This window comes from Nonomuraea sp. NPDC048892 (assembly GCF_040649735.1).
GTDB lineage: Bacteria > Actinomycetota > Actinomycetes > Streptosporangiales > Streptosporangiaceae > Nonomuraea > Nonomuraea maheshkhaliensis.
The window spans coordinates 551681-576797 of record NZ_JBEZFZ010000001.1 but is presented as its reverse complement, the minus strand read 5'-3'; the positions used below and the strand labels follow the sequence as shown (position 1 = coordinate 576797).

26 protein-coding genes and 1 pseudogene are annotated in these 25117 nt (G+C 64.1%); 13 read left to right on the top strand and 14 right to left on the bottom strand.

Annotated elements, in window-relative coordinates:
- The first annotated feature begins 18 nt into the window (after positions 1-18).
- The 4 genes and pseudogenes from AB0C28_RS02830 to AB0C28_RS02815 all read left to right on the top strand — a co-directional run.
- Positions 19-417 carry a hypothetical protein gene (locus AB0C28_RS02830; protein WP_358072915.1) on the top strand — a complete coding sequence of 133 codons (399 nt, stop codon included), beginning with the start codon at positions 19-21 and terminating at the stop codon, positions 415-417.
- Between the two features lie 310 nt (positions 418-727).
- Positions 728-1273: a hypothetical protein gene (locus tag AB0C28_RS02825; RefSeq protein WP_357839437.1), complete on the top strand. Its 546-nt coding sequence runs from the start codon at positions 728-730 to the stop codon at positions 1271-1273.
- Positions 1274-1711: 438 nt separating this feature from the next.
- Positions 1712-2011 carry a hypothetical protein gene (locus AB0C28_RS02820; RefSeq protein WP_358072913.1) on the top strand — a complete coding sequence of 100 codons (300 nt, stop codon included), beginning with the start codon at positions 1712-1714 and terminating at the stop codon, positions 2009-2011.
- A 128-nt stretch (positions 2012-2139) separates the two neighbouring features.
- A pseudogene (locus tag AB0C28_RS02815) lies at positions 2140-2709 on the top strand (MFS transporter); the annotation flags it as partial.
- Positions 2710-3039: 330 nt separating this feature from the next.
- Here AB0C28_RS02815 and AB0C28_RS02810 read toward each other — a convergent pair.
- On the bottom strand, positions 3040-3243 hold the full coding sequence (locus AB0C28_RS02810) for a hypothetical protein (RefSeq protein WP_358073188.1): 204 nt from the start codon (positions 3241-3243) through the stop codon (positions 3040-3042).
- A 250-nt stretch (positions 3244-3493) separates the two neighbouring features.
- Between AB0C28_RS02810 and AB0C28_RS02805 the strand changes: the two genes are divergently transcribed.
- Positions 3494-3922: a hypothetical protein gene (locus tag AB0C28_RS02805; RefSeq protein WP_357839449.1), complete on the top strand. Its 429-nt coding sequence runs from the start codon at positions 3494-3496 to the stop codon at positions 3920-3922.
- A 68-nt stretch (positions 3923-3990) separates the two neighbouring features.
- On the opposite strand, the gene AB0C28_RS02800 is transcribed toward AB0C28_RS02805, so the two are convergent.
- Together AB0C28_RS02800 and AB0C28_RS02795 are read right to left on the bottom strand one after the other, a co-directional pair.
- On the bottom strand, positions 3991-4443 hold the full coding sequence (locus AB0C28_RS02800; protein ID WP_358073179.1) for a DUF4276 family protein: 453 nt from the start codon (positions 4441-4443) through the stop codon (positions 3991-3993).
- Between the two features lie 25 nt (positions 4444-4468).
- Entirely contained in the window at positions 4469-5899 is a 1431-nt protein-coding gene (locus AB0C28_RS02795) for a M20/M25/M40 family metallo-hydrolase (protein WP_357839452.1), read from the bottom strand.
- A 119-nt stretch (positions 5900-6018) separates the two neighbouring features.
- Here AB0C28_RS02795 and AB0C28_RS02790 point away from each other — a divergent pair, with 119 nt between their 5' ends.
- Together AB0C28_RS02790 and AB0C28_RS02785 are read left to right on the top strand one after the other, a co-directional pair.
- Positions 6019-6987, top strand: a complete 969-nt coding sequence (locus tag AB0C28_RS02790) for an ankyrin repeat domain-containing protein (protein WP_358072911.1) — start codon at positions 6019-6021, stop codon at positions 6985-6987.
- A 128-nt stretch (positions 6988-7115) separates the two neighbouring features.
- Positions 7116-7595, top strand: coding sequence for an HIT family protein (locus tag AB0C28_RS02785; RefSeq protein ID WP_357839458.1), 480 nt, complete (start codon positions 7116-7118; stop codon positions 7593-7595).
- A 190-nt stretch (positions 7596-7785) separates the two neighbouring features.
- Here AB0C28_RS02785 and AB0C28_RS02780 read toward each other — a convergent pair whose 3' ends face one another.
- Positions 7786-8190: a hypothetical protein gene (locus AB0C28_RS02780; RefSeq protein ID WP_358073178.1), complete on the bottom strand. Its 405-nt coding sequence runs from the start codon at positions 8188-8190 to the stop codon at positions 7786-7788.
- A gap of 308 nt (positions 8191-8498) precedes the next feature.
- Positions 8499-9329 carry a helix-turn-helix transcriptional regulator gene (locus AB0C28_RS02775; RefSeq protein WP_358072909.1) on the bottom strand — a complete coding sequence of 277 codons (831 nt, stop codon included), beginning with the start codon at positions 9327-9329 and terminating at the stop codon, positions 8499-8501.
- A gap of 127 nt (positions 9330-9456) precedes the next feature.
- Between AB0C28_RS02775 and AB0C28_RS02770 the strand changes: the two genes are divergently transcribed.
- Both AB0C28_RS02770 and AB0C28_RS02765 read left to right on the top strand, forming a co-directional pair.
- Positions 9457-10311 carry an NAD(P)-dependent oxidoreductase gene (locus AB0C28_RS02770; RefSeq protein WP_358072907.1) on the top strand — a complete coding sequence of 285 codons (855 nt, stop codon included), beginning with the start codon at positions 9457-9459 and terminating at the stop codon, positions 10309-10311.
- A gap of 1030 nt (positions 10312-11341) precedes the next feature.
- Positions 11342-11743: a hypothetical protein gene (locus tag AB0C28_RS02765; RefSeq protein WP_357839467.1), complete on the top strand. Its 402-nt coding sequence runs from the start codon at positions 11342-11344 to the stop codon at positions 11741-11743.
- A 696-nt stretch (positions 11744-12439) separates the two neighbouring features.
- On the opposite strand, the gene AB0C28_RS02760 is transcribed toward AB0C28_RS02765, so the two are convergent.
- The 3 genes from AB0C28_RS02760 to AB0C28_RS02750 form a co-directional block, all read right to left on the bottom strand.
- A complete protein-coding gene (locus AB0C28_RS02760; protein WP_357839470.1) occupies positions 12440-13039 on the bottom strand; it encodes a hypothetical protein in 600 nt (199 codons plus the stop codon).
- Positions 13040-13150: 111 nt separating this feature from the next.
- The gene (locus AB0C28_RS02755) at positions 13151-13666 is read right to left on the bottom strand and encodes a GNAT family N-acetyltransferase (protein WP_358072905.1); all 516 of its coding nucleotides are present in this window, start codon (positions 13664-13666) and stop codon (positions 13151-13153) included.
- Positions 13667-14003: 337 nt separating this feature from the next.
- Positions 14004-14435 carry an RICIN domain-containing protein gene (locus tag AB0C28_RS02750; protein WP_358072903.1) on the bottom strand — a complete coding sequence of 144 codons (432 nt, stop codon included), beginning with the start codon at positions 14433-14435 and terminating at the stop codon, positions 14004-14006.
- A 486-nt stretch (positions 14436-14921) separates the two neighbouring features.
- On the opposite strand from AB0C28_RS02750, the gene AB0C28_RS02745 reads away from it, so the two are divergent.
- Positions 14922-15074, top strand: coding sequence for a hypothetical protein (locus AB0C28_RS02745; RefSeq protein WP_358072901.1), 153 nt, complete (start codon positions 14922-14924; stop codon positions 15072-15074).
- 365 nt (positions 15075-15439) lie between these two features.
- Here the strand turns inward: AB0C28_RS02745 and AB0C28_RS02740 are convergent, their stop codons facing one another.
- Positions 15440-15886, bottom strand: coding sequence for a hypothetical protein (locus tag AB0C28_RS02740; RefSeq protein ID WP_357839482.1), 447 nt, complete (start codon positions 15884-15886; stop codon positions 15440-15442).
- Between the two features lie 716 nt (positions 15887-16602).
- On the opposite strand from AB0C28_RS02740, the gene AB0C28_RS02735 reads away from it, so the two are divergent.
- Positions 16603-16893 carry a hypothetical protein gene (locus AB0C28_RS02735; protein ID WP_358072899.1) on the top strand — a complete coding sequence of 97 codons (291 nt, stop codon included), beginning with the start codon at positions 16603-16605 and terminating at the stop codon, positions 16891-16893.
- Positions 16894-17708: 815 nt separating this feature from the next.
- On the opposite strand, the gene AB0C28_RS02730 is transcribed toward AB0C28_RS02735, so the two are convergent.
- The 3 genes from AB0C28_RS02730 to AB0C28_RS02720 are packed head-to-tail and all read right to left on the bottom strand — an operon-like array spanning position 17709 to position 21199.
- Positions 17709-18461 carry a hypothetical protein gene (locus AB0C28_RS02730; RefSeq protein WP_358072897.1) on the bottom strand — a complete coding sequence of 251 codons (753 nt, stop codon included), beginning with the start codon at positions 18459-18461 and terminating at the stop codon, positions 17709-17711.
- Positions 18462-18511: 50 nt separating this feature from the next.
- On the bottom strand, positions 18512-20464 hold the full coding sequence (locus AB0C28_RS02725) for a hypothetical protein (RefSeq protein WP_358072895.1): 1953 nt from the start codon (positions 20462-20464) through the stop codon (positions 18512-18514).
- A gap of 3 nt (positions 20465-20467) precedes the next feature.
- Positions 20468-21199 (bottom strand): hypothetical protein, encoded by a 732-nt coding sequence (locus AB0C28_RS02720; RefSeq protein ID WP_358072893.1) that lies wholly within the window; start codon positions 21197-21199, stop codon positions 20468-20470.
- Positions 21200-22016: 817 nt separating this feature from the next.
- Between AB0C28_RS02720 and AB0C28_RS02715 the strand changes: the two genes are divergently transcribed.
- Positions 22017-22604, top strand: a complete 588-nt coding sequence (locus tag AB0C28_RS02715; RefSeq protein ID WP_358072891.1) for a Pycsar system effector family protein — start codon at positions 22017-22019, stop codon at positions 22602-22604.
- A 3-nt stretch (positions 22605-22607) separates the two neighbouring features.
- Here AB0C28_RS02715 and AB0C28_RS02710 read toward each other — a convergent pair whose 3' ends face one another.
- Together AB0C28_RS02710 and AB0C28_RS02705 are read right to left on the bottom strand one after the other, a co-directional pair.
- Positions 22608-23525 (bottom strand): hypothetical protein, encoded by a 918-nt coding sequence (locus tag AB0C28_RS02710; protein ID WP_358072889.1) that lies wholly within the window; start codon positions 23523-23525, stop codon positions 22608-22610.
- A 689-nt stretch (positions 23526-24214) separates the two neighbouring features.
- Positions 24215-24634 (bottom strand): ATP-binding protein, encoded by a 420-nt coding sequence (locus tag AB0C28_RS02705; RefSeq protein WP_358072887.1) that lies wholly within the window; start codon positions 24632-24634, stop codon positions 24215-24217.
- A gap of 185 nt (positions 24635-24819) precedes the next feature.
- On the opposite strand from AB0C28_RS02705, the gene AB0C28_RS02700 reads away from it, so the two are divergent.
- Positions 24820-25116 carry an antibiotic biosynthesis monooxygenase gene (locus tag AB0C28_RS02700; protein ID WP_358072885.1) on the top strand — a complete coding sequence of 99 codons (297 nt, stop codon included), beginning with the start codon at positions 24820-24822 and terminating at the stop codon, positions 25114-25116.
- Position 25117: the final 1 nt, after the last annotated feature.

The window sequence follows — 25117 nt, the reverse complement described above, 5'->3', positions numbered from 1 at the left end:
GAAGGTGGCCCTCCCGACATGCCCCTGTCCTTGAAGTTCGCCCGGAACCTGATCTGGCTCCAGGCGACGATCGCCCTGATCAGCGTCGTCATGCTCATCCTGGCGCTGGCCGCCGGCTTCGACGAGAACCTTGAGCACCTGCTCTACGCCCCCTCCTACGCCCTGTCACTCGCGACCGGTCTGCTGGCGAACCGGTGGCGCACCCGGCACCCCCGAGTCCGGCTCGTCACCATCGCCGTCCAGCTCGCGATCCCCTTGTTCGACCTCGTCTACTTCCTGATCGAGGGCACCCTTGACTGGATCATCACCGCCCCCTGGTCCGCGCTCATCGCGACTCTGCTCCTGCTTCCTCCGGCACGAACCTGGTTCACCCCCGCGGTCCAGGAAGCGCAGCCGGCGCCGCCCGCCGCCGTCTGACGGGTTCGCGGGCGTCGAGAGCACCCGCGCCCTCAGCCCGATGCCGGCCGGAACAGCGTGCGCCAAGAATTATTTATGTGAATTGCAACCGCGAAGTGTTTATCGTTGACATGTGCGGGTTCGGGCCGGGGCTCTCGATGGCTGGGCGCCGGAGCCCGATTTCGCATGGCAGGACGGCCGTCGCGGGGACGGCCGCGCGCGGATACGCCGGTTTCTCCCTTTTGTGAAGGAATCCGGTTCTGACGGCGGCTCGGCTCTTCCGCCGATCATTTACGCTTTTCGGCCCTCATAAGGGACATCGGAGGAGTTCGTGTCTGGTAAGGGAGCGGGTATCGCGGTCGCTCTCATCGGGGCGGGGGCGGTCATCACCGCGGCGCTCATCACGTCGCGCGCGCCGATCTGCCCCGATTTCATCTGCGGCACCGACAAGGGGACCGCTGAGGAGCGCCCCCGTGGCGGAGGCGACAAGCAAATCATCCAGGTGCCCGGCGGCAAGGCGGGCGTGGAGGTCACCCCGGGTGAGATCACCTGCACCGCCGAGGGCGGCTGCGACAGCGAGGTGCACATCGAAAGCGTCGGCGACGCCACGCTGAAGGTCACCTACATGGAGATCAAGGGCGACGGCAAGGCGTACTTCAGCCACGACGCCACCTGCGAGCGCAAGAATCTGGCCGCCGGCGTGTCCTGCTCGTTCGGCGTGAGCTTCAGTGCGCCGGCCGAGGGTGGCACGACGCAGGCCACGCTGGTCATCCACCACAACGTCGGCGCTCACCCGTCCCTCGTCACCCTTCGCGGCGAAGGTGCGGCTCAGCCGCCGACCGACACTCCCACGACGACCCTCCCGTCCAACGGATAGCCCTGCCGCGCGAGGAGGGTGCGGACGCGGCCGGGGGTGTGTCCCAGTTCGTCGCGCATGACGCGGGTCAGGTGGGCCTGGTCGTTGAAGCCGAGCCTGACCGCGAGCGCGGCCAGGTCGGTTTCGCCCTGTTCAGGGAGGTCAGTGCCCGGCTGACGCGTACGCGATTGCGGTAACGGCTCAACGGCATGCCCGCGTGATGGCGGAACGTACGGCTCAGATGGGACGGCGAAGTCCGCAGCAGGCGGGCCAGGGCGACGAGGCCGGTGCCGGCGGGCTCGTCGGCGAGGATCGCCTCTTTGGCCCGGTTCGCCAGGTCTCCCCGGCCGGGCGCGGGTGTGGCCTGGAACCGGCCGCGCAGGGACAGCCGTAAGAGGTCGAGGACCGCCTCAACCGCGGCGACGTCCGCGCCTCGGGGGCGGCGCGCAGGAGCAGGCTGTGGGCGAGTTCGAGCCGGGCGTCCACGTGGATCGCGAGAGAAGGGGCGGCATCGAGGCCAGTCGTCAGCTCGTCGTCGACGAAGGTGACCGCAATGCACACGTCGCCTCCCGCGGGATGGGCGAAACGCAGCTCTTCCCCCGCTCGGTGCAGGTAACCCGTGGCGGGCTCCACGGTCACGCGCCGCCCTCGGGACTCCACCTGGAAGCGGCCCCGCCGGACCAGCACGATCTGGGCCGGCATGCGATGATTCGGGCTCCGACCAGCGGACCCGGTCGTCCGTGCACCGAACGCTCCTGATCACGACGTGCGGGTTTTCGATCACCCTCTTCGCGGTACGCACTCCACGACCCTACGTACCGGCACCGACAATTCCGTTCCGCATATTTCTTCAAGACCGAGCGCGTACGTACCCCCATGCTGGGCGAATGACTACATTCGCCTCCACATCGGCGACGGCCGCCCGCCGGGGCCGGATGCTGGCCCTGCTGCTCACCGGCGAGGTCATGGCGACCATGGACAGCTCGATCGTGTCGGTGGCGGCGCAGACGATTCGTGACGACCTGCACGCCGGCGGCGCCGCGATCCAGTTGATCGTGTCGGGCTACCTGCTGACCACCGGCGTGCTCTTCGTCACATGCGCGCGGATCGGTGACGTCGTCGGGCAGCGGCGGGCGTTCCTGCTCGGGATGGGCTGGTTCACCTGCGCGTCGCTGCTGTGCGGGCTGGCCCCTGACGCGGCCACGATGGTGCTCGCCCGGGTCGGGCAGGGCGTGGGGGCGGCGCTGCTCACTCCGCAGATCTTCGCGCTCATCCAGCTGCACTGGGACGGGGCCGCCCGCCGCCGGGCGATCGGCCTCTACAGCATGGTGCTCGCCCTCGGGGTCGCGCTGGGGCAGGTCGTCGGCGGGCTGGTGGTCGGTGCCGACCTCTTCGGCCTGTCCTGGCGGCCCGTATTGTTGCTGAACGTCCCAATTGGGGTGCTGCTGCTGGTGCTCGGTCCGCGGCTGCTGCCTGACTCCCGTACGGACGGGCGGGCGCGCCTCGATCCGGGCGGAGTGGCCGTCCTGACCGTGGCCATGGCCGCGGTGACCGTGCCGCTCATCTTCGGCCCTGACCAGGGCTGGCCCGCCTGGGCCTGGGGCTCGCTGGGGTGCGGCGGGGTGCTGCTGGCGGGGTTCTTCCGTCATGAGGCGCGCGCACGGCATCCGTTGCTGGACCCGGCGGTGCTGCGTCCGAACGAATTGAATGCCGTCCACAACCGGTTGGAGCGTTGGGACGGGCCGCCACCTGCGGACGACTGGGAAGAGTTGTGGACGGGCCGGCTCTCACTGAAATCCGAACTGATCGGCGTCGAAGCCTGGGGAGCAGCCGGTTATTCCCACGATATGGAGTTCGACCTGGGAAAACGCGGCCAGGCCTGGTCCACCCGGGTAGCCACCAAGGTTCTGCAGACCGAGCAGGAGCCGGATTTTCCCCATGTGGTCGCTCGGATCGAGCTGAACAAGATCCAGTTTGGACTCGCTGATCATCCCGCTCCGACGCCGGCCTCAAGACACGCATGGGACCGTGGAGCACTTGCCCCGCGCATGCTAATGGCACGAACATCCCGTCACCTGCTCAATCGCAGAGCGTTTTTGACGGGTAGAGCCCAGAAGGCACCGACTTTACTCACCACTGCACAAAATCTTTCCCGGCCTTGTCCGAAAGCGGCGACCAAGCCAGAATCAGTTTCGCCTTCAACTACTTGGTTGGAGCGTCACCGCACGGATGAGGAGAGGTATGAAGCGCACCATCCCCATTCTCGTCGCCGCCGGCGTCCTCGGCGCCACGCTCACCGGCAACGGCCCCGCCTCCGCGGCCACTTCCCCCATCGACTGCACCGCAGGCGGCTACACCCGGGTCGTGAACAGCTACGTCCCCACCAACGTCGAAAGGCCCGCGATCGACGGCCGCACCTACAACATCGGCGGCCCGTCGGCGTACACGTACGAAATCTGCCTCGACATCCCCGACAACGAGCGATTCACCATCGAAGTACGGAGCTGGACCAACACGGTGCCGAGCACGTTCGTGGACGATCGGCCCGGAGACAAGATCTTCCGCTTCTCACTCCCACCCGACAGCTTCTGGCAGGTCTACGGCACACTGACCGGGCCCGGCAGCACCTACATCTACTACACCTGGCACGAGAAGCGGCTCCAGAACTGACGTTGAACGGGCCGGCCACCCCACTCAGCAACGTGGCCGGCCCGCCCAGGCACCTGGGCCCCGATACGTCAGAGTTCTTTCGTGAGCACAGCGTTCATCGCGGAGAACCAGGCGTCCGCGTGCGGACAGGTGCTCCTGATGGTGTCGATGCCGATCTCGGCTATGACGAGCGGGCCGTCAGAGGTCTTGCGATATCGCGGATATAGACGAAGCAGACGCTTGGAAGGCGCTGTGCTGACCCCGTCGTTGACCAATTCGGCGCCTCTGGCCTGCGTCACCATGGCTCGCACGGCCTGGGCGAGCGCGTCGTCGCCAGTGAGTTCGCCAAGCGCCTCATGACCCACCAGAACCCATGCCTCCAGTTCGTGGAGCACCAGGTGTGGCAGAAAGCGAGAATGACCAATGGTGTCAGCCATGGCACGCTCGACATGAGTCACCCGGTCGTACGGCGACCCCGAGGGACGTGTCGCCATGCCGGGCGCGTCGGCCGGGAGTCCGTAGTAATCCAGCATGGTCGTCAGAACGGTGATGACCCATCCCGTCGGGTCAGGCAGGCCCGTTCTCGTGTGCGTGCGCGTCGAGAAGGTGTGCGACCGCTTCGGTCACCTGTGTGGCGAACGGGATGTTCAGCCATTCGTCCGGTACGTGCGCGTTCGAGTCCGCACCGAGCGCCCCCGTGACGACGAACTGCGCCTGCGGGTACCGCCTGCCGAGCATCTCCATGAACGGGATCCCGCCGCCGATGCCCAGGTTCTGGCACGGCTTGCCGAACACGCGATCACCGACCTGCTGCAACGCCGTGGCCAGCCAGGGGGCCGTCGCCGGCAGGTGCCAGCCGTTCATGACCATGAAGTCGCCGACCTCGACCCGCGCCCCGTACGGCACGTCGGTCGTGAGGATCTTCTCCAGTGCGGCGCGCGCCGCCTCGGCGTCGGCCGAGGGAGGCAGGCGGAAGCTGAGCCGGAGGGAGGTCCAGGGTCGCAGCACGGCGCCCGCCACCGCGGGGTCCGGGAGTCCGGCGGCGCCGGTCAGGGACAGGGTCGGCCGCCAGGTGTTGTTGAGGACGAGTTCGACGTCGTCGTCGGAGACGCGCCTCATTCCGGGTAGCAGTGGGAGCCGGGGCACGGCGACCTCCGGGTGATGCGCGACGAGTTCCGCCGCCTCCGCGCGCCGTTCGTCCGGAATGGGCACCACCATCTCGGGCACCTTGACCTCGCCGGTCTCCGGGTCCTCCACCCGATCGAGCAGCTGGCGCATGACACGGAACGAGCTCGGCGCGATGCCGCTCGCGAGCCCTGAGTGGACGCCCGACTCGAGGACGCGCACTGTGACGGTCGCCTGCACCGCGCCGCGCAGGCTGGAGGTCAGCCACAGCCGTTCGTAGTCTCCGCCGCCGCCGTCCAGGCAGACCACCAGCGACACCTCGCCGAGCCGGTCGCCGAGATGCTCCAGGTACGCGGGCAGGTCCGGGCTGCCGGACTCCTCACCGGTCTCCAGCAGCATGACGGCACGGGCGTGTTCGCCACCTGCCCCGCGTACGGCCTCCAGCGCGGTCGTGGCGGCGTAACCCGAGTACCCGTCGTCGGCGGCGCCGCGGCCGTAGAGCCGGCCATCGCGGATCACCGCCTGCCACGGGCCCAGCCCCTCCGACCAGTCGCCGAGCGGCGGCTGCTTGTCGAGGTGCCCGTACAGCAGCACGGTCCCGGTCGCCGCCGCGCCCGGCGTCGCGGGCACGTCCACGAGCAGGAGCGGCGCGCGGCCGTCGAGCTGCACGACGTCGCACCGCGCGCCGGACAGGCCGCGCGACTCCACCCAGTTCCGTACGTGCTCTACGGCGGTCCGCAGGTGGCCGTTCTCCTCCCAGGCGGCGTCGTAGGCGGGCGACACGGCGGGAATCTCCACCAAACCGGAGAGGCTGGGCAGCACGTCCGTCGCCCAGGCCTGGGTGATGGATTCGCGAAGTTTCTGAAGGTCCATGCGGTAATACTGGCCCAACCTTCGCTCTGCTCACGCCCTGCCCGTCCCGGAAACTGTCGGTCCCGTACGCCATGATCGGCCCTCGAAGACAGCTCCCCGACGTCCTGCGAGGAGGGGTCATGGTCGTCACCGATGGGCCCGGATGGTCCGGAATCGGGTGGGATTCTTGGAAAGATCTGAGCCTGATCCGCGCCCGGCTCGACGCGGGCGCCGATCCCAACACGGGTGTGAGCTTCCACGTACGGCCGCTGCACGCCGCCGCCGGAGTGGGTTCGCCCGAGGTGGTCGCGGAATTATCCCGGCGGGTGGACGATGTCGATGCCGAGCACGAGGGCCGTACCGCCCTCTGGGCCGCCGTCTTCAACAACCGCCCGGACAACGCCCGCGTCCTGGTCGAGGCCGGGGCGGACCCGTGGCGGCCGATGATGAACGGCTGGTCGCCCGGACGGCTCAGTCTGGCCACTCCGACCCCTGATCTGTTCACGCTGCCGGCCGGGAAAGCCGGTTTGTCCGCCGACGAGGCCGCCGCCGTGGTCGACGCCCGGCAGTTGATCGCCGCGTTGGACCACTTGGTGGACGACGGGTTCAGCCTCGCCTGCGCGGGTGGCATCACCGCGGCCGAGGTGGCGCGGCGGCTGGAAGCCGTACCGGCTGACGAGGACGACATCGAGGAGGTCATGGACGATCCGTTCGCGGATCTCGACGACAGCCTGGGCCTCATCGGCGTCACGGACGTGCCCGGGGGATGCGTCGTCTTCCAGCCATGGGGATACAACGCGTACGTTCCCGGCGTCGTGCGGCGTTTGTCGGTCGGCTCTGTCTGCTACGGAATGTTCGCCAACGCCAAGAGCGGCAAGCAGGGAGTCGTCGCCCGCGACGGCTCCACCGAAGGATGGGACACCCATCCGGGCGGGGGCGCCGTCTCCGCCGACGAACCCGCGGAGGAGATCCTCGCCACCTACCTTTACCAGGGCGAAGCGGTGGCGTACTGCTTCGCCGGCGCGGGCCTGCGGCCGACCGATGCCCGATCCATCTCATTCGAGCCTGATGTGTGGCTCAGGCTTCCTGACCGGGACTGGTGGAGGTGATCAGATCGGTGGCGACGGTCCGCGATCGACCGCTGCCTTGTACGGCCTCGATGGCACGATGACCATGGCGTGGTCCGGGCCGAGAGCTCCACCCAGGAAGGGCGATGATGACGGGTTCGATCAAGCGGGTGCCGTTCGACGTGGAAAGCTACAGCCGTCGTTCGCAGACGAGACCGTGCTTCATCTGCGCGATGGTCAACGGAGTTTCCGACCAGCCGGAGGAAATCGTCTACGACGACGGGGAGCACATCGCGTTTCTGCCCCGTTTTTTCGTACTGCCGGGGTACGTCCTCGTGGCGCCCAAGGCCCATGTCGAGCACGTCGTCCGAGACCTTCCCGAGGATCAGTTCGTCGCGGTGATGAGAGTAGTGCGTCGAATCGCGCTGGCCGTGGAGGCATGCGTGCCGTGCGAGCGGACGTATCTGTTGTCCTTGGGCAGCCAGCAGGGGAACGCCCACCTGCACTGGCACATCGCGGGCCTGCCGCCTGGGGTGCCGTACGAGCAGCAGCAGTACCACGCTCTCATGTCGGAGAACGGGGTCATCGAGCGCACCCCTGAGGAGACCGCTGCCCTGGCCGCCAGAATACGGAGTGCCTTGGACACGTAGCTTCAGCTTGACCGCCCTTGCAGGCACGCCATCATACGTCCGCCGGCCTCCCATCCGCTGACTTCTGGAGGGGCTAGGTCGGCGAGGATTTTGCAAACTGACTCCCGTTAATTGCTCTCTAATGGCACAGCGATTTAATGGCACGGCGATCACGACTGCCATCTGGTCGCTTCCGCACGCCTGGCCATAGCTAGCGGTCGTCGTTACCCCAGACAAGATTGAGATGCTCCGCTAAATCCTCAGCCGTGCCCCCTTTATCGAGGAGAGCCCGTACTGCCTGGGCCTGCCTGATCGTGGGCAGGTGCCCGTCGAGGAGGAAGGGGAGCAAGAGCCGCCGTGCCAATACCTCACGCCACGAAATTCCGGACGGCCTGCGCACCACCGACACATTGACCCGTAGCGCGTGCTCGTTGCCTGGCGGAACGCCGGGCCGGTCGATCTCGACGGCGACGTACCGGAACCCGTTCGCCAGGTCACAGGCGGTGCAGCCGGCCGGCCCCCGGCTCAGCCTGCTGCCGCACTCGGTGCAGGTGAGCCGGTCGTAGGCGGCGTCCACCACACGCCACAGACGCCTGTTGGGCTCGTCGATCATCATCTCGGCCACGTCGGCGATTCCAGCCAACTGGACCGAGCCCTTACACGTTCCGCTGCCTGGAAGCGGCGGCCGAACCTTGCGCCTGCCTCATCTGATCGATCTTGCTCATGACCTCGCAGAGCGTCCACGTACAGACCGACGACGGAGTCCAGCATGCAAAGCATGACGACCTTCCGCTTCGGGCAGACCGACTGCCCTGGTCCGTGACGTCGTCCAAGGTCAGCGGTGATGTGCGGCCGTCGCGTGCCGCCCTGCGGTGGCAGACACCCTCCTCACTGTGGTCGCCAGGTCTCGCTTTACCTCTCCTACTAGGAGCTGGGGGTCAGGTTCTGGAGGCCGACGACCCGCAGTAGTTCGAGCCGCTGGTATGTCTCGGTGCCCGGCCGCGCCGAGTGCACGATGAGTTGCTGGCTGTGGCCGTCGCTGACCAGTACCTCGCAGTCGAGGTCGAGGACACCGACCACGGGGTGCAGGAAACGCTTCGGCGACGGGCGGCGTACCACGACGTCATGCGACTCCCAGAGTTTCTCGAACTCGTTCGACGCGGCGCGGAGTTCGGCCACGAGGGCGGCGGGGCCGGGGTCGTGAGGGCGTGCCGCAGTGACCGCACGCAGGGTCGCTACGTGTGCGCGGGCATGCTCCTCGTGTTTCTCGGGCGGGGCCAGGTCCCGTGCGCCCGGCACCATGAACCAGCGGCGGATCAGATTCGTCCCTACATGGTCGCCGGTCAGGGCCACTGACATGGTGTTCTGTGCGAGCATCTGGCCCCAGTCGCTCAGCACCGACGCAGGGAGGTCGTGCAGCCGGTCCAGGATCAGCTGCAGCCCCGGGCGGACGTGGTCCGAGGAGTCGCCGGGCCGGGGCGGCTCCTGGCCCGCCAGGTGGAACAGGTGGTCGCGCTCCGCGTCCGTGAGCCGCAGGGCGCGGGCGAGAGCGGTGAGCATCTGCCGCGACGGGTGGGAGCCGCGGCGCTGTTCCAGCCGCGTGTAGTAGTCGGTGGACATCCCGGTGAGCTGCGCCACCTCCTCGCGGCGCAGGCCCGGGGTACGGCGCCGCGGACCCGCGTTCAGGCCCACGTCGGAGGGGGCCAGCCGGGTGCGGGCCCGGCGCAGGAAGTCGGCGAGTTCGGTACGGTCCACTGTTCGAGGATGCCCTGCTCCCGGCCATGTATCCAGGGAGCGCCGATCCCTGGATGACCGCGTCTCTCCCGCCGATCCCGTCCTTCCCACACGCTTCAAAGGTGGCTACGACAACGAGGAGGCGGCCATGCTGACTTTGGTGACAGGAGCGACGGGCCAGGTCGGGCGGCGGTTCGTGCCGCGGCTGTTGCAGAGCGCGGCGCCCGACGACCAGGTACGGGTCCTGGTGCGGGACGCGGCGCGCGGCGAGCGGTTCGCGGAACTCGGCGCCCAGGTGCTGATCGGCGATCTACGTGACACGGAGGCGCTCGGCAAAGCGACGGCCGGCGTGGACGCGGTGGTGAACGTCGCCGCCGCGTTCCGCGGGGTACCGGACGAGGAGGCGCGGGCGGTCAACAGGGACGCGGCCATCGAGCTCGGCCGGGCCGCGGTGGCTTCAGGCGTACGGCGGTTCGTACAGGTCAGCACCGGTCTCGTGTACGGCAAGGGGCGGGGCAGGGCGCTGGTCGAGAGCGACGAGACGATGCCGGGCGGTCAACTGTGGGGCGCCTACCCCGAGTCCAAACGGGAAGCCGAGCGTGCGCTCATGGCGTTGGACGGCCTCGATGACCTCCGCATCGGACGGTTGCCGTTCGTGTACGGCGACGGGGACCCGCATCTGGCCGATGTGATGGAGTGGGTGCTGAAGTGGCCCGCCATGCAGCGCCTGCACATGGGCCACCACATTGATGTGGCGCAAGGCCTGCGGCGGCTGCTGCACGCGCCCGGGGCACACGGTATCTACAACATCGCCGACGACGCCCCGGTCACCATGGTCGACCTCATCCTGTTCCAGGGGCTGCCGGTGCCGCAGGAAGCCTACGACAAGGATGCCCCGGATCCGTGGCACGGCGTGATGTCGACGACTCGCATCCGTCACGAACTGGGCTACCGCCCTCTAATCCCATCGGTATGGACAGCGCGGGACGCGGGAGTGCTGTAACCGGCCCGCAGCTGAGCGCGCCGGCGCTACTCCTTACCCCACACCGTGACGATCTCGCCCTCGCCCGCCACGGCGGTGATGTTGCGCGGTGCCAGAATGACGTCGTCCGAGCTGAGCAGGTCGTTGTTCGCGCGGAAGTCGTCAAGATCAGCATAGGTTCGCCGGTGGCGTCGATCAGTTTCCCGTTGGCCACGAAGAGCGTCAACAGTTCAAGAGATCCGTCCGGGTGCTTGACCAGCACGACCCGCCCGTGGATTGCGCTGACGTTGCCACCGGCGCTCTGTACGGCGGCGCGGACCTTTTCGTTCAGGTCGCAGCTCGTGTTGAAACGATCAGCGGCCTGAGAGGTATTCGGGCCTGTGGTGCAGGGAAAGCGGACAGCAGCCGAGACTTCAGTTCCTCGACCATGTAGTAGGCGGCGAAGTTGGCCATGTGGTCTTCACTGGTGCCGCCAGCCCGAGTATCTCTTGACCGCATCGGGACCCGTCCCGAGTGAGCACGGCCCGCTCATCGCCCGCCTCCACCGCCTCCACCGAGGCGTTCCAGGCGAAGGCCGCCGAGCACATTCGCGCCTGATCCGGGCACGGGAAGGCCCGCCGAGTATCGTCGCGCCGGCGGGCCTTCTTTGTGCAACGGGTACTCAACCTGCAACGAGTACTCGACGGCCGCCCCGGCGTTGTCGGCGGCGGCCTGGAGAACCGTCTGAACGGCTGACGGGCACGCAACGGGCACGTCTGTTCGCTGAGGTTCATCGTGATTCGTTTGCCAGGCCCAGGCTGCTGGCGAAATGCTTCGAGAAACCTACGATGACCTCATCGGTGCCCACCCAAACGCGATGAGCGTTCTTGTCGTGCTTGGAGTACGCAAATACCGCCCTCGCGGTCCTCTTGGTGCTTCTCCCGATCCCATTGCCGCCTTCGTGGCGATCTCAGCGGCCGCTGGAGCGGGATGTTCAGAGCAAGCGGTTGTCAGTCACTGCCTTCGCATCTCAGGCTGTCGGCCGGCGAGTGTCTGGTCATACGATCACGCAGTGGCGAAAAGACCAACAGACATCTGGCGCGAGCACGTCGCCGAGGAACTCGCTGAGCGTGCCGCCGGCCTTAGGAGTGTCGAGGACTCGAACTTCGCCGCGCTGTATCCAGAGCCCTTGGTAGTGGCGACCGAGCACGTCCTCACAGCCTTCGAGCATGAGGTACGGGGCTTTGACACGCCTTCCGATGGAGAGGTCTTCGCAGCGATCCAACGGGTGGTCGAAGGGCTCAACGACGTCGACGGCGCCCATGACGATCACGACTACGACACGATCGAAAGAGAAGAGCTGTGCGAGTTCATCGACGGCGTGCTCAGCGAGGCTGGGATCGATCTCGACGGACTCGCTGCCCGTCGAGGAATCGAGCGCTCGGAGATCACCGACCAATGGCGCGAGTGGTGATCCACTCCACGAGTCCCCGCCCGATCACCCGTCTGCCATCGACCTACTCGAAGGGGAACCGGGTCAGAGCCAGGCGATCAAACCCTCGATGCGGTTGACTGCCACGGAGGCATTACATGGACCGGCCGAGAGACCTGGTCGAACTGGAGGACCGCTGGTTGACGCCGTACCGTGGCATGCAGGTGATCCAGATCCGTGTGAGCTATCAACTGACGCTGCTATTGGACGGCGGAGCCCAAGTGGATGGGGAAACCGAAGCGGAGTTAACCACCCGACGGGACGTAACCGGCGCGCATAGGAGCAGCCTGTGCCTGTCGAGAAGGGCTGAGCGGAGCGAAGGCCTACAGGGGTCGAGGCTTGGCTCAACTGGGAGTAGCGGCTGAGCCTCCATGCGCGAAAGCACGCTGATGGCCCGCACGACCACGCCTCGACATGCCTCTTCGCACGGGGCCCATGCCTGGCGTCCAGCACACCCGAGCTACGGGTTCGCCCGCCCTCGACCACCTATGACAACTCGCCGCAGACCGGGTGATAAGGACGAGGCGCCAACCGCCGACGGTTTCACAGCGCGTCGGCAATTAAGACCCCGACGGGCCGCTGAGCTGGCCTTACAGCCTTCGCCATGGTTTCTGCCTACGGCATCATCCGCGCATATCCCGGATCTTGATCCGACTCCCACGTACGGGCGGCCTGCGCTCACAGGTAGTCTCGCCAGAACGGGACCGTGGCGTGTGGCTGCCATTCCCCGTCACGTTCGGGGCGTGGCTCCTGGAACTCTTGGGTGATGTAGTCGGCCAAGTCAGTGCCGTAGTAGATAATGTCCCAGCCCCACATGGACAGGACGGGATGCCCGTGCGTTCCACGGCCGGCCGGTAGGAACCGGTGTGCATGGACCGGAACCATTCTGGGGACGCCCGCCAGCAGGAGCCGGGCCGTTTCGACGGCTTCCGACAGATCACTCGGCCGCTCGCCCCAACTCGATCGCCAGTGGCCGTGCTCGACATCCCGCAAGAGACAGTCGATCGGCCAGGCGACGTGCTTTCGCAGAGCCTCGGGATCACCGTTCCGCCAATCGGGCCAGGGGTTCTTCCACGTCTGCCCCTCCTCCCAAGGCTGACGCACCGGCAGCCCTGCCGTCAGGAAAGCCCGATGATCGTCGGCGAACGCGAATCCGTACTCCTTCTCAATCCGCGCCAGCTCCGCCTCGGAGAGTCCTTCCTCGATCTCGCAGCAGTCCAACTCCACCAGTCGACGCGCGGCCTGCACACCGAGCCGGAGACCTTCTTCACTGATCACCGCGCTGCCCCCTCCTCGCCTGATGGATGGCCCACGAATGGCGTGGCGATCACGTGTACAGCCTACGGAGGTTGCCATGCGCGTCCTGCATTCCTTCCGCCCACATGTGCCTCAGCTCAGTGGGAGGCGGAATCTTGTGTAGTGCTCGAAATCAGCAGCAGGGCTGAACCTCAGGCGCTCAAGGACAGCGACGCTCTTTGAATTGCCATGCGTTACCCCGGCGAAGACATCTGTTGCGCCAAGGGTGGTGCGCGCAAAATCGATCAACGCACTGCAAGCGGCCGTCATGTAGCCCTGGCCGGTCGCGGCTTCGTCGAGCCAGTAGCCGATTGAGTACCGGGGCGGATTCACTGGGTTGAGATCCACTCTGCCGACAAGCCGATCGCACTCCCACACGCCGTACTTGATGGTGCGGTCAGGCGGGCTCATGAAGTACTCCGTGACAGACTCGCGCGTGGCGGTCTTGACCTCCTCATAGTCACCGTTGCGAGTCAGGTGCTCACGGTTCTTCGCGATGAGGTCGTAGTAGGTCCCGGCGTCAGCCACGGTGAGCGGGCTCAGGGTAAGGCATGGCAAGGGTGTCCGAAGGACGGGCAACTTACGCGGGCATGTCGAATCGTCGACCACGATCAGGAACCGTATCTGGCGCGACCGTACGGTCGGCACCCCGGCAGTGAGCGTTTCGGCGCTCTCCGAACTTCTCGCGTCTGAACGAGGACCCGATGTACCCGGCCTGCGTCCTGGTGCTCGTCCTCGGCTTGCGCCTGGGCGAAGCCCAACTAGATGGCCCGGCCCATGGGCAGGGAAGCGAAGTCGAGCCGTCCCGCGCCGCTCCAGCACACGGCTTCACCGCGTCCGCTGTGGACCAGCGCCCGCTTGGCCAGGTGCCCCAGACAGCGAGCGGCCAGGCCCAGATCGTGCTGTGGTCGTGGACGACCAGGGCGGTCAAGGTGCGTGATCGGCGCTATGACTTACACTCTTCGAAGAACCACATTTGGCTCTGCCCCGCCCATCTTCCCCACACCGCTATCCGCGTTCCCGGGCCGGAGGACCCGTGGTTCGTAACTTCGAGATCTTTCTTGCAGTGGGGGACACACAAGCGGCAGGACTGCGTGACCGCATCATCCTCCCACACAAGCCACTCGAACGGGGATTCCTGCAGAAGAGCGCCGTCGTCATTCCTCGGCTCAAGATTGGTGCTGAGGTATGTACCTGTTCCGACGTTCCGCAGGGTCCACCCCGGTCCGATCCGGTTGAGCTGCCACATCTGGGTGTCGCTGTCATTCAAAGGATTTCCGACGGCATGGACTGTGCCGCCGTCCTCAGTGATATCGATATAAGTGCCGGACTTAGCGTTCCGTATTCTGTACACTTTTTCCGATTCGATGTCAGTCATGTTGCGCGCCCTTTCCCGGTGCTGGCAACGGCTCCGAACCGCCTTGATCCTTGAGTTATCTTGCCGCATACGTTCTTTCCCAACCACTTACCAGGCGGCAACGTTTGACAGGTGACCCCTACGGATCCCGAGCCCGCTTGACGGCGGATCGCGTGGAATCGCCCTCCCTCGCGATCCGGCACCTGGCCGCCCCCCAACCGGCCAACGGGCCGCCTCGGAGCTGATCGCGGAATCGAGCGAAGACCAGAGCCGCGCTGACGCGCTGGGCCAGCTCGACGGGACGACGGTCGAGCGTGTGCAGGTGACCTGCTTCGAGTGTTCCGGAGTCGGCGAAAGGCAGGCCATGTAGTGGAGATCATCACGGACTGCATCAGCCCACATGTCAGCGAGGCACAGGAGGGGCGCATGCAGCTGGTCTGGCGCCAGCCGGCGAGGGCCGAAGACCGTGCCCGGGTGGTGGACTGGTCGTGCGACTGCCGGTAACCCGTGTACGGACTGCGTCGCCTGGGCGGCCAGTCCTACATCCGCCGGACGGAGTACGGCGATGACGGCGGCAAGACGATCTACGAGACGTATCGGTGGTCCTACAACAAGGCCACCGAGATCTGGGTCGCCGTGCTGGAAGGTCAGATGGTGTAGGTGGTGGTGGACGGCGCGGTCCCCCTGGATGGAGGGGCCGCACCCTTGCCGGTGCCCGGGGATGCACCCACAAGCCGGGGACCTACACATGAAAGTGGATCTTTCCTTGGGCGGCACGACGGCCGCGAGACCTGACCAGCTCACCGGGGGCGCAAGCGAAGCCTGCGCCCCCCACGAAGGGCGGCTGAGCGGAGCGAAGGCCTACAGGGGCCGAGGCTTGACTCGACTGGGAGTAGCGGGCTGAGCCTCCGTGCGCGAAAGCGCCCCATCGCGTTGACCTTGCACGTTGCTGTATCCGGGTGCCGTACAGCACCACGCAGGAACGCCAGCGCCGTCTGACGACGGCGGGCGCCGAGCGGTCCGGATCAGATGACGCCGCTCTGCCCGACGCAGCTCGTGACACCCTTCCTACCGGCCAGCTTCACGAAGACCCGATGCGCCATCGGCCGGGTCGCCGAGATCGCCCTGCTGCCGGAGTTGCCCGTGATCACGGTCGCCAGGAACTCGGCGTCCGGACGGCCGCCCCGATCCTGGACGAGGCTGACCTTGACCGTGGTGCGGCCTCCGGAGGCCGTCCAGTGGACACGGCTGAAGCGGTGCCCAAATGTCGTGTTGATGTAGGTGACGGTCACCTTCAGCCTGTAGGACCCCTTCGAACAGGTCGCGACGAGGGCCTTGGCTGCCGACGTGGTCACCGACGCCGCCGGCGCGGACGCCGAGGCGGACGCAGTCACCGACGCCGACGCGGGCGCGCCCATCATGGCCACGGCCCCCATGGCCCCGACGACGACCGCGGTACGCATGATCTTCATATGGTTCCCTCCGTTGATTTCCCCGTCGAGGTGAGACCATACGGAGACGCGGTATGGCGGAGGTATGTCCCAATCAGACCACTCGGAGCGCGCTAGTGAAGCCATCCCCGGTGGCTCCCGGTTCCTTGCAACGGACTGGCCGCTCATGGCGTCGAGAGGATTCGTCTGGTTGCCCAGCGGTCAGCTCCCGACCGACAACTGGGACGACCAGTACAGGCACCTTATTGGTCCTTGGTACGGGTGGAAGGGATGGGATGGCGTTTGAAGGGACCATCTCCCAGAACCTTCGCCCGCGGTGGAACGCTGCCTATCGCTTCATGGCTCGATAGCGCTTGACGAAGTCCGTGAATTGTCGCAACCGCGCGCACAAGACCGATTCGGCCCCGTCTGCGGGCATGTGCGGGTTCTCCTTGCGCCCTTGGGCTCTCGGTAACTAAACGCTCACGGATCGGAGTTATCCCGTCAAGGGATAGTGCTGATCCCACCTGAGGATTCCGGCGCGGGATGGGTTGCCTTGCCCCAGGTGAACACCCTTGTCCCATGACTCGGAGCGATCAACTGACAAGCGAGAGGTGCCGGGCCTGCCGGGCCAAGAGATGGCGGTGGATGCGCAAGAGCCGTGCCGGCGCGCTGTGCTGGCTCGACGGGACGGGGGTCGAGCGTGTGCAGGTGACCTGCTTCGAGTGTTCCGGAGTCGGTAGAAAGCAGGCGACCTAGTGGAGATCATCACCGGCTGCATCAGTCCGCACGTCAACCAGGCTCAGGAGGGGCACATGAAACTGGTCTGGCACAAGCCGTCGAGGGCCGACGACCATGCTCGGGTGGTGGCCTGGTCGTGCGATTGCCGTTCACCTGTGTACGAGCTGCGTCATCTGGGCGGCAAGTCCTACATCCGCAAGACCGAATACGGCGGTGACGGCGGCAAGACGATCTACGAGACGCATCGGTGGTCCTGCGACGAGGCCGCCGAGATCTGGGCCACCGTGCTGGCAAGTCAGAAGGTGTAGGCGGCACTGAGACGGCGCGGCTCCCTTGCGTGCGGGGGCGGCGCCGTCGTGGATCCCGTGGATACACCCATAACCCGGGACCTACAAAAAGAATGGATCTTGCTTGTCGTAGCGTGACGCGCCGTCAGACTTGACTGAGACGCAGGCGTAGCCTGCGCCTGTCAAGAGAAGAAACGGCTGAGCGGAGCGAAGGCTTGCAGGGGTCGAGGCTGGGCTCGACTGGGAGCGACGGTTGAGCCCCCGTGCGCGAAGCGCTCCCATCGCGAAGACATTGCGGGCCGGAGGCGCGCCCCAGGCGAGACAGCCCGAGCGGAGCGAGGACCGATCGGGGTGGGGTCCCGGCAGGCAACCACGAAAACGGGCAACGGGTGGGTGGCCATGGACCACCTACCCGTTCGCCTCCGAAGTGCAGTGGAGCCTAGGAGATTCGAACTCCTGACTTCCTGCTTGCAAACGGGAGCCGGTTACCACGTGGTGGCTTGCTCGCCCTGCTCAAGCGGTAGTAGGAGACTGGCGACATCTGATCCGGCTAGGTGGTGTTGCTGTATCTGGATGCTGTACAGCACCATGGGGGCACGGCAGCATTCACGCCAGCAATATCAGTGCTCAGCCTTCGTGCTCCGATGGCAAGTGGAGCCGTACCGCAGGGCCGCCAGGCCCGAGGAACGGAAGCCGCGCGGCAGCATAACCGTCCGCTTGGGGCCGCTGTGGGAGCCGATGGCCTTCACGGGAACGTGTGATCACTCGGCCAGACCGTCCCTCAGCGACGTGGAGTCCTGTGCCAACGCCACGTCCACACCGGAGTAACGCGAAAATCAGGGCGGGTCGTTGATAGGCGAGGTTCCGTTCGCTTCGATGCTATCCGACCTAAGAGAAACCGCACTATCAAGGGTCGCCGCAGAAAGTTGCGTAGCGAGATCGCCTCGGTCGTAATTTCGGAAGACCATGCCCAGCTGCTGAAGAAGCAGCCATCGGGAATCAGTATCTAGCTCACTCAAAAATTGATCGACAAGCTTGGTGATGACCACTTCATCTGGCCGTGATACATTCGCCTTTTCAACAGGGGCTACAAGTGCAACAGCTCGTTCGATGTCGTCAGCGTGCTTCGCCAGGTCGGCCAGGCGATTCCGGTCGGCGCCAAGCCACCACAGCCGGGCAGTTGGAGCATCGCGGAGTACCGTATCCCGCAGAACCAACAGGCGTCCGACCTCTGCCTGCTGCCGCAGGACCTCCAAATCTCTCATCCGTTGCTGCTGAGCAAACTCCACGTCCTCCGGCTCAACGGCCAACGTCACTTGTATGCTAGAGGGGGCAGGATCTATCCGTATCCTGCGCAGTTTCATGTTGAGTGCGCTCTCGGCTTCTTCCCGATGTAAGACAGAAAACGATCGCGTAGTTTCTGCCGCTACTTTCGCTAGTAGATCGCCCGCTGCAACAAGAGCCTCGCTAGAAACTTCCGCTCCTACCGGCAGACGCCAGGTAATGACGATTCTGGCTCGAAACGGCAAGTCCTTCCCGTGCGCGGCGAGCCCTGCGGTGAAGAGGCTGGGCAACACAAAATTGAACACACGAGAATCATGGGTGAAATCATACGGACTCGAACTGTATAGGAGTCTTGTTAGCCATCCTCGATGTCCCACGTCGGCACCTCCTGACGGCTATATTCGCTCAATGGTGTGATGCCAGGGGTAAGCGGGTCACGCTGACCGATCTGTCGTGATAGTTCGACGCAAAAACCCTCACGGTCCAAGTCGTCACGAGAAGTCGAATATGCCCAGTGCCAGACAAGCCGGACGAACATACCCGTATCCACACTGCTCCGGCATGCCGCAAGCAGTACCGCCCGGACGACATCAGCATCCGCCGTACCGCGGATAGCATCCTCCAGCCAGACAACGACCGCATTCTTAGCTTCGCTGGCGATTTCGGGGTCACGAAGGCTTAACCGCCAGCCGGAGGCGATAAGATCGATTAACGTCTCATCTCTGGTTGATGCGGGCAGAAGCAGCAGTCGACCGTCATCAAGGCGAGTTCCTGCCAAAGCTACAAAGGTCCGCAAGCCAGTGGTACGGGCCGGTTCTACACCTGCGACCCACTCACCAATCTCCGACAGCACGCGGGCACGCAGACGTGGGCGACCAGCGAGCTTTAGCATCGCCGTGACGACCGCAGCCCGGACGCGCTCTGTTCCGAATCGCACAAGGTTTCGCAGACGGGTCAGCGCGACTCGGTCAAACTCGTCAGCCATGTGCCCGCCACATACTTCCGCTACGACCAGTTGCAGAGCTTCCTGGCCGGTCTGGCGCGCCCAAGCGTACATCTTGCCGCGTACCGCCGGCCCAAGCTTGTCGCTCATGGCGGCAGCTGTGAGTAGCAGAGCAGAGCGATCCACTGAGTCAGCGGCCCATTTCTGTACGGTATCCAGCACCAGCTCGGGCTGACCGTAACGCACAGCGAGATCAAAGATGACCTCGGCTGGACGCGCCTCAGGAAGGTCGCTGATCCATGTCACCAACTGTTTTTGGAAGAACGGACGATCCTTCCACACATGGTCCAAAACGGCAGTGCCGTATCGGTGACGAGTGAAATGCACCAATCCTTCCTCATCCCGTCTAGCACCGACGTCATCAAGATGCTGGGCAATGCCTGGGCCGACCAGGCCACGTCCGGGAAGATATGGGGTCCCGGTGGCTTCGCACAGCTGATCTGCTGCATCGAAGACCTCCGCTGGAGGTGCGCCTTCCAGCGCCGCAACTGAGAGCAGCAGTGCGCGTTTGTAACCGTCCTCCGGCTTAACTGTGCTGCTGAACCAATCCTTTAACTGCTTCTCCCAGTTCCAGAAGGCGGCAAGGACCTCCTCAACTGCACTGTCCTCTGGCTCCCGATGTCCCGACTCGTGAACGTCCTCGGCGAGAGACACAGCGCTCGCCGGGGAGGTGCTGATCAACACGTCAGCAATCCGATTGTGCGTCTCCCACTGCTCGGCATGTTCCTGCGGATATCCATGTCTCTTAGTGAGATAGGCTGTGAACACTTGCCGTGGATCGCTAGCCTCGAGCTTCACAATGGCGAGATCGGACACAAGGTCGAGGGCTTTCCGCTCCTCAACCGTCGCGAGGACGATGAGATACGAGCCAGCCTCTCGCAGTCTTGCTACGTAATCGGGCACCTCCTTTCCCACGAGTGGGATCAAATTTGACCCGGTGTCACGCAAGTTGAGCAGATAGGCTCGCCGCTGCTCGACATACAGGGAAGCGTGGACGTTCTCCTCGTCGAGCGTTAGCCACTCCGGAGTCGCGTCCAGTTCTATTGCCACGTTCACCGCGGTGATTCGCCGTCCGGTCCCCGGCTCAGCGCATAATACGACCGCCCCAGTTTCGCGAGCCGCTGCAACAGCGCGCGAGAAGATGTTCTCCTGAGGCTTTACATAGACCGCTCGCATCCGTTTGATGTCCTGCTGACTCAATCTCCGCGGCTGGATCCACTTCCCGGTGAACACGAATTGGCCGTGGAAGGTGCTGTTTACGAAGGCCGCCTGAGGTGAACCATAGATCCTGACGTCGGGTTCCATCGTTCACCGCCCCTTGAAATGGAAGTCGCCGTGGAAGGTTCCATCGGTGAACGCTTGCTCAACCTTCTTGTTGAACACGGGGCTACCTCGCTCATGACGAGCATGGCCCTCGGGGGTCTGACTGGCCGCATCAGCAGGCTGAGATGCCGCATCGCGGAAGGTAAGGCATGGGACGTAAATCCAAGCCTCCTCCCGAAACCCCTTCCCCGGAACCTCGGCTGTCACCCTCCGAAACTGGCTTTCATGAATGCCTGTGTAACCGCCGACCACCGCATCTTGGAAAACTCGCTGAGAGACAATAGCACCGACGAACGTCACGTCCGCATCGGTATCGGCCATGGTCTGCCTCAACTGTTCGGAGTCAAGTAGCCGGAAGGCGTCATTAGTGGCCTTAGCAATCCGATCCCGCGCAGGGTCTCCTTGATCTGGCACAGGCCCCAGGTTGATACTCGCCCGCAGTCTCATGTTCAGCGTGCGATCTGACGAGCGAAGAGCAGGGGCGCTGTCTGCTAGCGTCGCCTGGAGGCTGTCCAGGAATGGATAAATGAGGAAGGGCAGGTGCTCTGGGGCGGTACCGAAGACGTATCCATCACCGGGCTTGTCAGGGAAGCGCTTCTCCTGCCAGATACGCTCATGCCCACAGTTTATGAACGCCTGCTCCAGTATATCGGGGATCTTCGCGCTCAGTTCCGGAAGGTACCTGTCTCTGTTGCCCGTGAATCTGACGATGTCCACGGCGAGCAGCCCACGGTAGGGCGGCAGTAGATGGCTCTGTGCAACGGACACTGCGGCACTCCCTCCTAGAACAAGACTTCGGCTTCTGATGCTCGGACTTCATGCCAGCTGATCGCTCAGAAGCAGATCTTGAAAGACCCCGTCTCAGAGTGGGCCTCAGCCCTCAACCATCAACCATCAACCCACCGTTGCCAGGCCACGATGCTCCATCGGGCACCGTAGCTCATTAGCCCGCCGCCTAGCGTCATCCTCGGCAGCTCTGTAGCGATTGCCACCTCTGACGGAGACAGCCCCTTCTGAGGCTATGTCGTCAGCGGGATGCTTATACATGCGTCGAGAGCCGGCTGCTCTGCGAAGAGGGGGACCCATGGTCCATGCCTACGCCAAGGGGAGAGCTTTGGCAATCAGAGACTTCGTCACTATCTCCTGAGCTTGCAGACTCGACGTGCATGTGACACTCGTCTGCGATGCCTATCGCTGGCTCGTATCACGGTTGAGTTCGACCTGAAGGCCGAGCCTGCGGGTCGGTGACTGGGAGTGACACCAGGAGGGGCGGGATCAGAGATGTGGGACGTGCTACCGGCTAAGACGGCTTCTCAAAAGAGTTGAACTCCATAAAGTCTAAGAGCGCGAATCGCGCAGCCGAGACCTACTTCTTGCTTCGTTCAATAACCACTATTATGGCAAAGCGCCAGCGCGGAGCCTGTCTCACACACTAATCAGGCATAATGTAGGATATATCTAGATCTCTGGCATAGAAGTTAGACATCCCATATGATGATGCTAGCCAACCCCATTACTGTGGACGGGATTAAGCATGAGTCTCAGATGGTTCACGAGTAGAATGTCTCCCGAAGAATCGCCCACACCGGTAGAGCCGCCTCCGAATGCCGAGCAAGCATGGAAAGCTCTCGGCCTCATCGTTGATTGGATAAAACATGCGGAGACGAAGGCGGCAGCTACTATTGCTGGAGCTGCCGCTGACGGGGTGGCTTTGTACAACCTTGTGAAAGATGCAGACTATGCGTCGACATATTTTATAGTGGCGACCACTATTTGTGGGACGCTTGCATTATGCGCCGGCCTCTGCGCTGGCATCGCCCTCTGGCCCCGGCTCCGATCAAATGAGCCACCCACAAGCCTTCTCTACTTTCAGCATATCGCTCGGGCTCATCCGACGGCTGATGGCTATGTGACCTCTATGATCTCATTGACCAAAGACATAGAAGCACTAGTCACCGAAATCGCTCGACAAGGATGGGCTAATTCGCGAGTGGCTCACCGAAAATACATCTGGGGAGCACGAGCGATAGCCTGCCTGCTGTTGAGCTTGGCAGCCCTAGCGACTGCAGCAGCTATCCGGCTTGCTAGTCCAATCCTATTGAGTCTCAACATAGTTGTCTGAGGCTCAGCGCAACCTGGAAATCTGCCTTTTGCGCTCATAGTCCTCATGCATCTTCCACCGGAGTGACATGGCTCTTTCTGCCCTGTCAACCGACGCCCGCAAGTCGGCTGTTTCCGGCCTACGCTTGCTTCCATCTAGGATTGCACGGCAGTACTCTTGCCCGTGCGTTTGGCACCAGGAGGACCGCAAAAGCTTCCCCTCTCGATCGACCTGCCCTTCCGGGATTTTATCGATCACCATGTCCGTCCAGATCTTGGCACTCGGCCCATCTCCACAAGTACAAGAATAGGCTAGATAATCGATACCAAGCGCCCAAGCCCATATTGATCCTGTTACAAGCAGCTCATGGCGATCTATCTGCTGCGCAGCCTTCGCAGCATAGTTGACTGCCTTTCCAGCCCAGATCGGCTCCTGGTAAGCAGTTCGTGGTACTCCGACTCGCTTGACAAGCAGAGGACTGTTGGCAATTCCTACTTTCAGCCCTGTCGCCGGTAGCTCTTCCCATTTCTTCTCTAGTCGCGGTGTGAGAATTCTTTGACTGAATGTCTTGATGGTGATTCCTGCACACAAGGCACGTTCACGCCGGCGTTCTCCCCAGAACATCCCGAAAGCACCGTCGCCCTGAATAGCAATGAAGTCGGCATCGAATTCGTTCAGAATGTTCACGACTGAACCTGTTGAAGCCTCATAGATGCTCGCCGTGGATGCAGAGTGCTTATTCAGACCCATTTGCGTTGAACCCTTAAGATCAGCCACGACGGCGACGCCATCCTTCAGGCGGTGCCACTTGCGCGCAACTATGGGCAGTTTGTTCAGGTCGAGGTCATGCCCTACATCTACGACTGTCGGCTTCGAGGCCAATTCGTTAGCTACTGTCTCATCAACTACATCTAGAAGATCGTTGAGATCGATCTCGGTCACGTTTCCTCCTCGGACACTAGATCTTAAAGCGTAGCTCAAAGCACTGACCTTTTGGTGCTGAGTCATCGCCCGCTAGCCTTCAAGCCCATTAACTCGAGATGATCTCTGAGCCCGCAACAGGTTGCGCGTAGAGCAGAAAACGCGCCATGGAGCGTTTTTGGGCATAATGGCCTCTTTGTCCTCCGGCGGCGAGTGCTGATCACAGCGTAATACCGCATCCGGGGTTCGTCTGATGACGTAGCAGAGCCCGAACTTATTTGTGGATCTTCTGCGTGGGCGGCGCCGGCCGCGACCGGCCGGAGAGCCGCAGCGCGGCCAGCGACCGCCCGACGCGTGGCAGGCCGCCGCAGGCGGGCTGCCCTTGAAGGCGTAGAGAAAGTTCTCATCCAGGCAGTGCTGCTGATTAAATGATCTTGATGAGTATCAGCGCACCTGGCCTTGGAGAAGTGCCTGCCACAGGGCGTTACCGTCTCGGATGAGCATGCGGTGGGTCTCGAAGACTTCGTCAGCGGCACAGTCGGTGCGGCGGAGGAAGGACTGCCCGCCTGCGGCGCACAGCTCGTGGATGACGTTCTGGCAATGGCAGGTCCAGGCGAGCGTCCGCCGTCGTGACTCCTTGCACGCCTTGAACCAAATCAACCGCTTGTGGTTCGGCTCCGGCTCGGGAAGGTGTGGGGATAGACAGTCGCTCATGTGGTCTGGTCGAGCGGGATGAGCGCCCATACGGTGCGTCCGGCTTCGTCGCCGTGGACGCCCCACCGTGTTGTCAGGCTGTCCACCAAGTGCAGGCCTCGGCCGCTCTGGTCCGTGCTGTCGGCCTGGCGGAGGTGTGGGGTGGAGGGGCCGCCTTCGTCGTGGACGGCGACGATCAGCAGGGCGGTGCCTGCGTGGAGGGTGACGCCGAATCGGCCGGCGGCCTGGCCGCTGCGGGTATGGCGGATGGCGTTGGTGGCGAGTTCGGAGATGACGAGTTCGGCGGTGTAGGTCTCGGGGTGGTCGCCGAGGTAGCCGGCGACGAACCGGCGTGCTGCGCTGATCTGGGCCTTGGTGCCGGGGAAGTTGCGACACCAGCGGTGGATTTCTTGGCCGCTGTTCAGCGTCAGAGACATCGCCGTTTCCTTGCGTTCATGCAGGTCAACGCCCTGCGATCCGCTATCAATACTTAAAGTACTAGTGCTATACTTCAAGTACAAGCGACTTGATGTACTTGCGCCGCACAATAAGTACTGGTCGAGTGAAGACATCCCGACCCCAGCCCGTCACGGCGACCCAGGAGGCGCGCATGTTCGGACTAATGGTGCGATTCACCTGCAAGGACGAGGAGAGCGCGGCGGCGTTCGACACCCTCGTCGGTGAGACAATCGAGGCGATCCGCCGGCACGAGCCGGGAACGATCGTGTACGCCTCACACCGGGTGGACGGTCAGCCGCTCCAGCGGATCTTCTACGAGCTGTACCAGGACCGCGACGCCTTCGACGCCCACGAGCAGACCGAGCACACCAGGCACTTCCTGGCGGCTCGCGAAGAGCTGCTGGCCTCGGTCGAGGTCGATTGGCTGGATCTGCTGAGCGGGAAGGGCACGACGTCGTGAG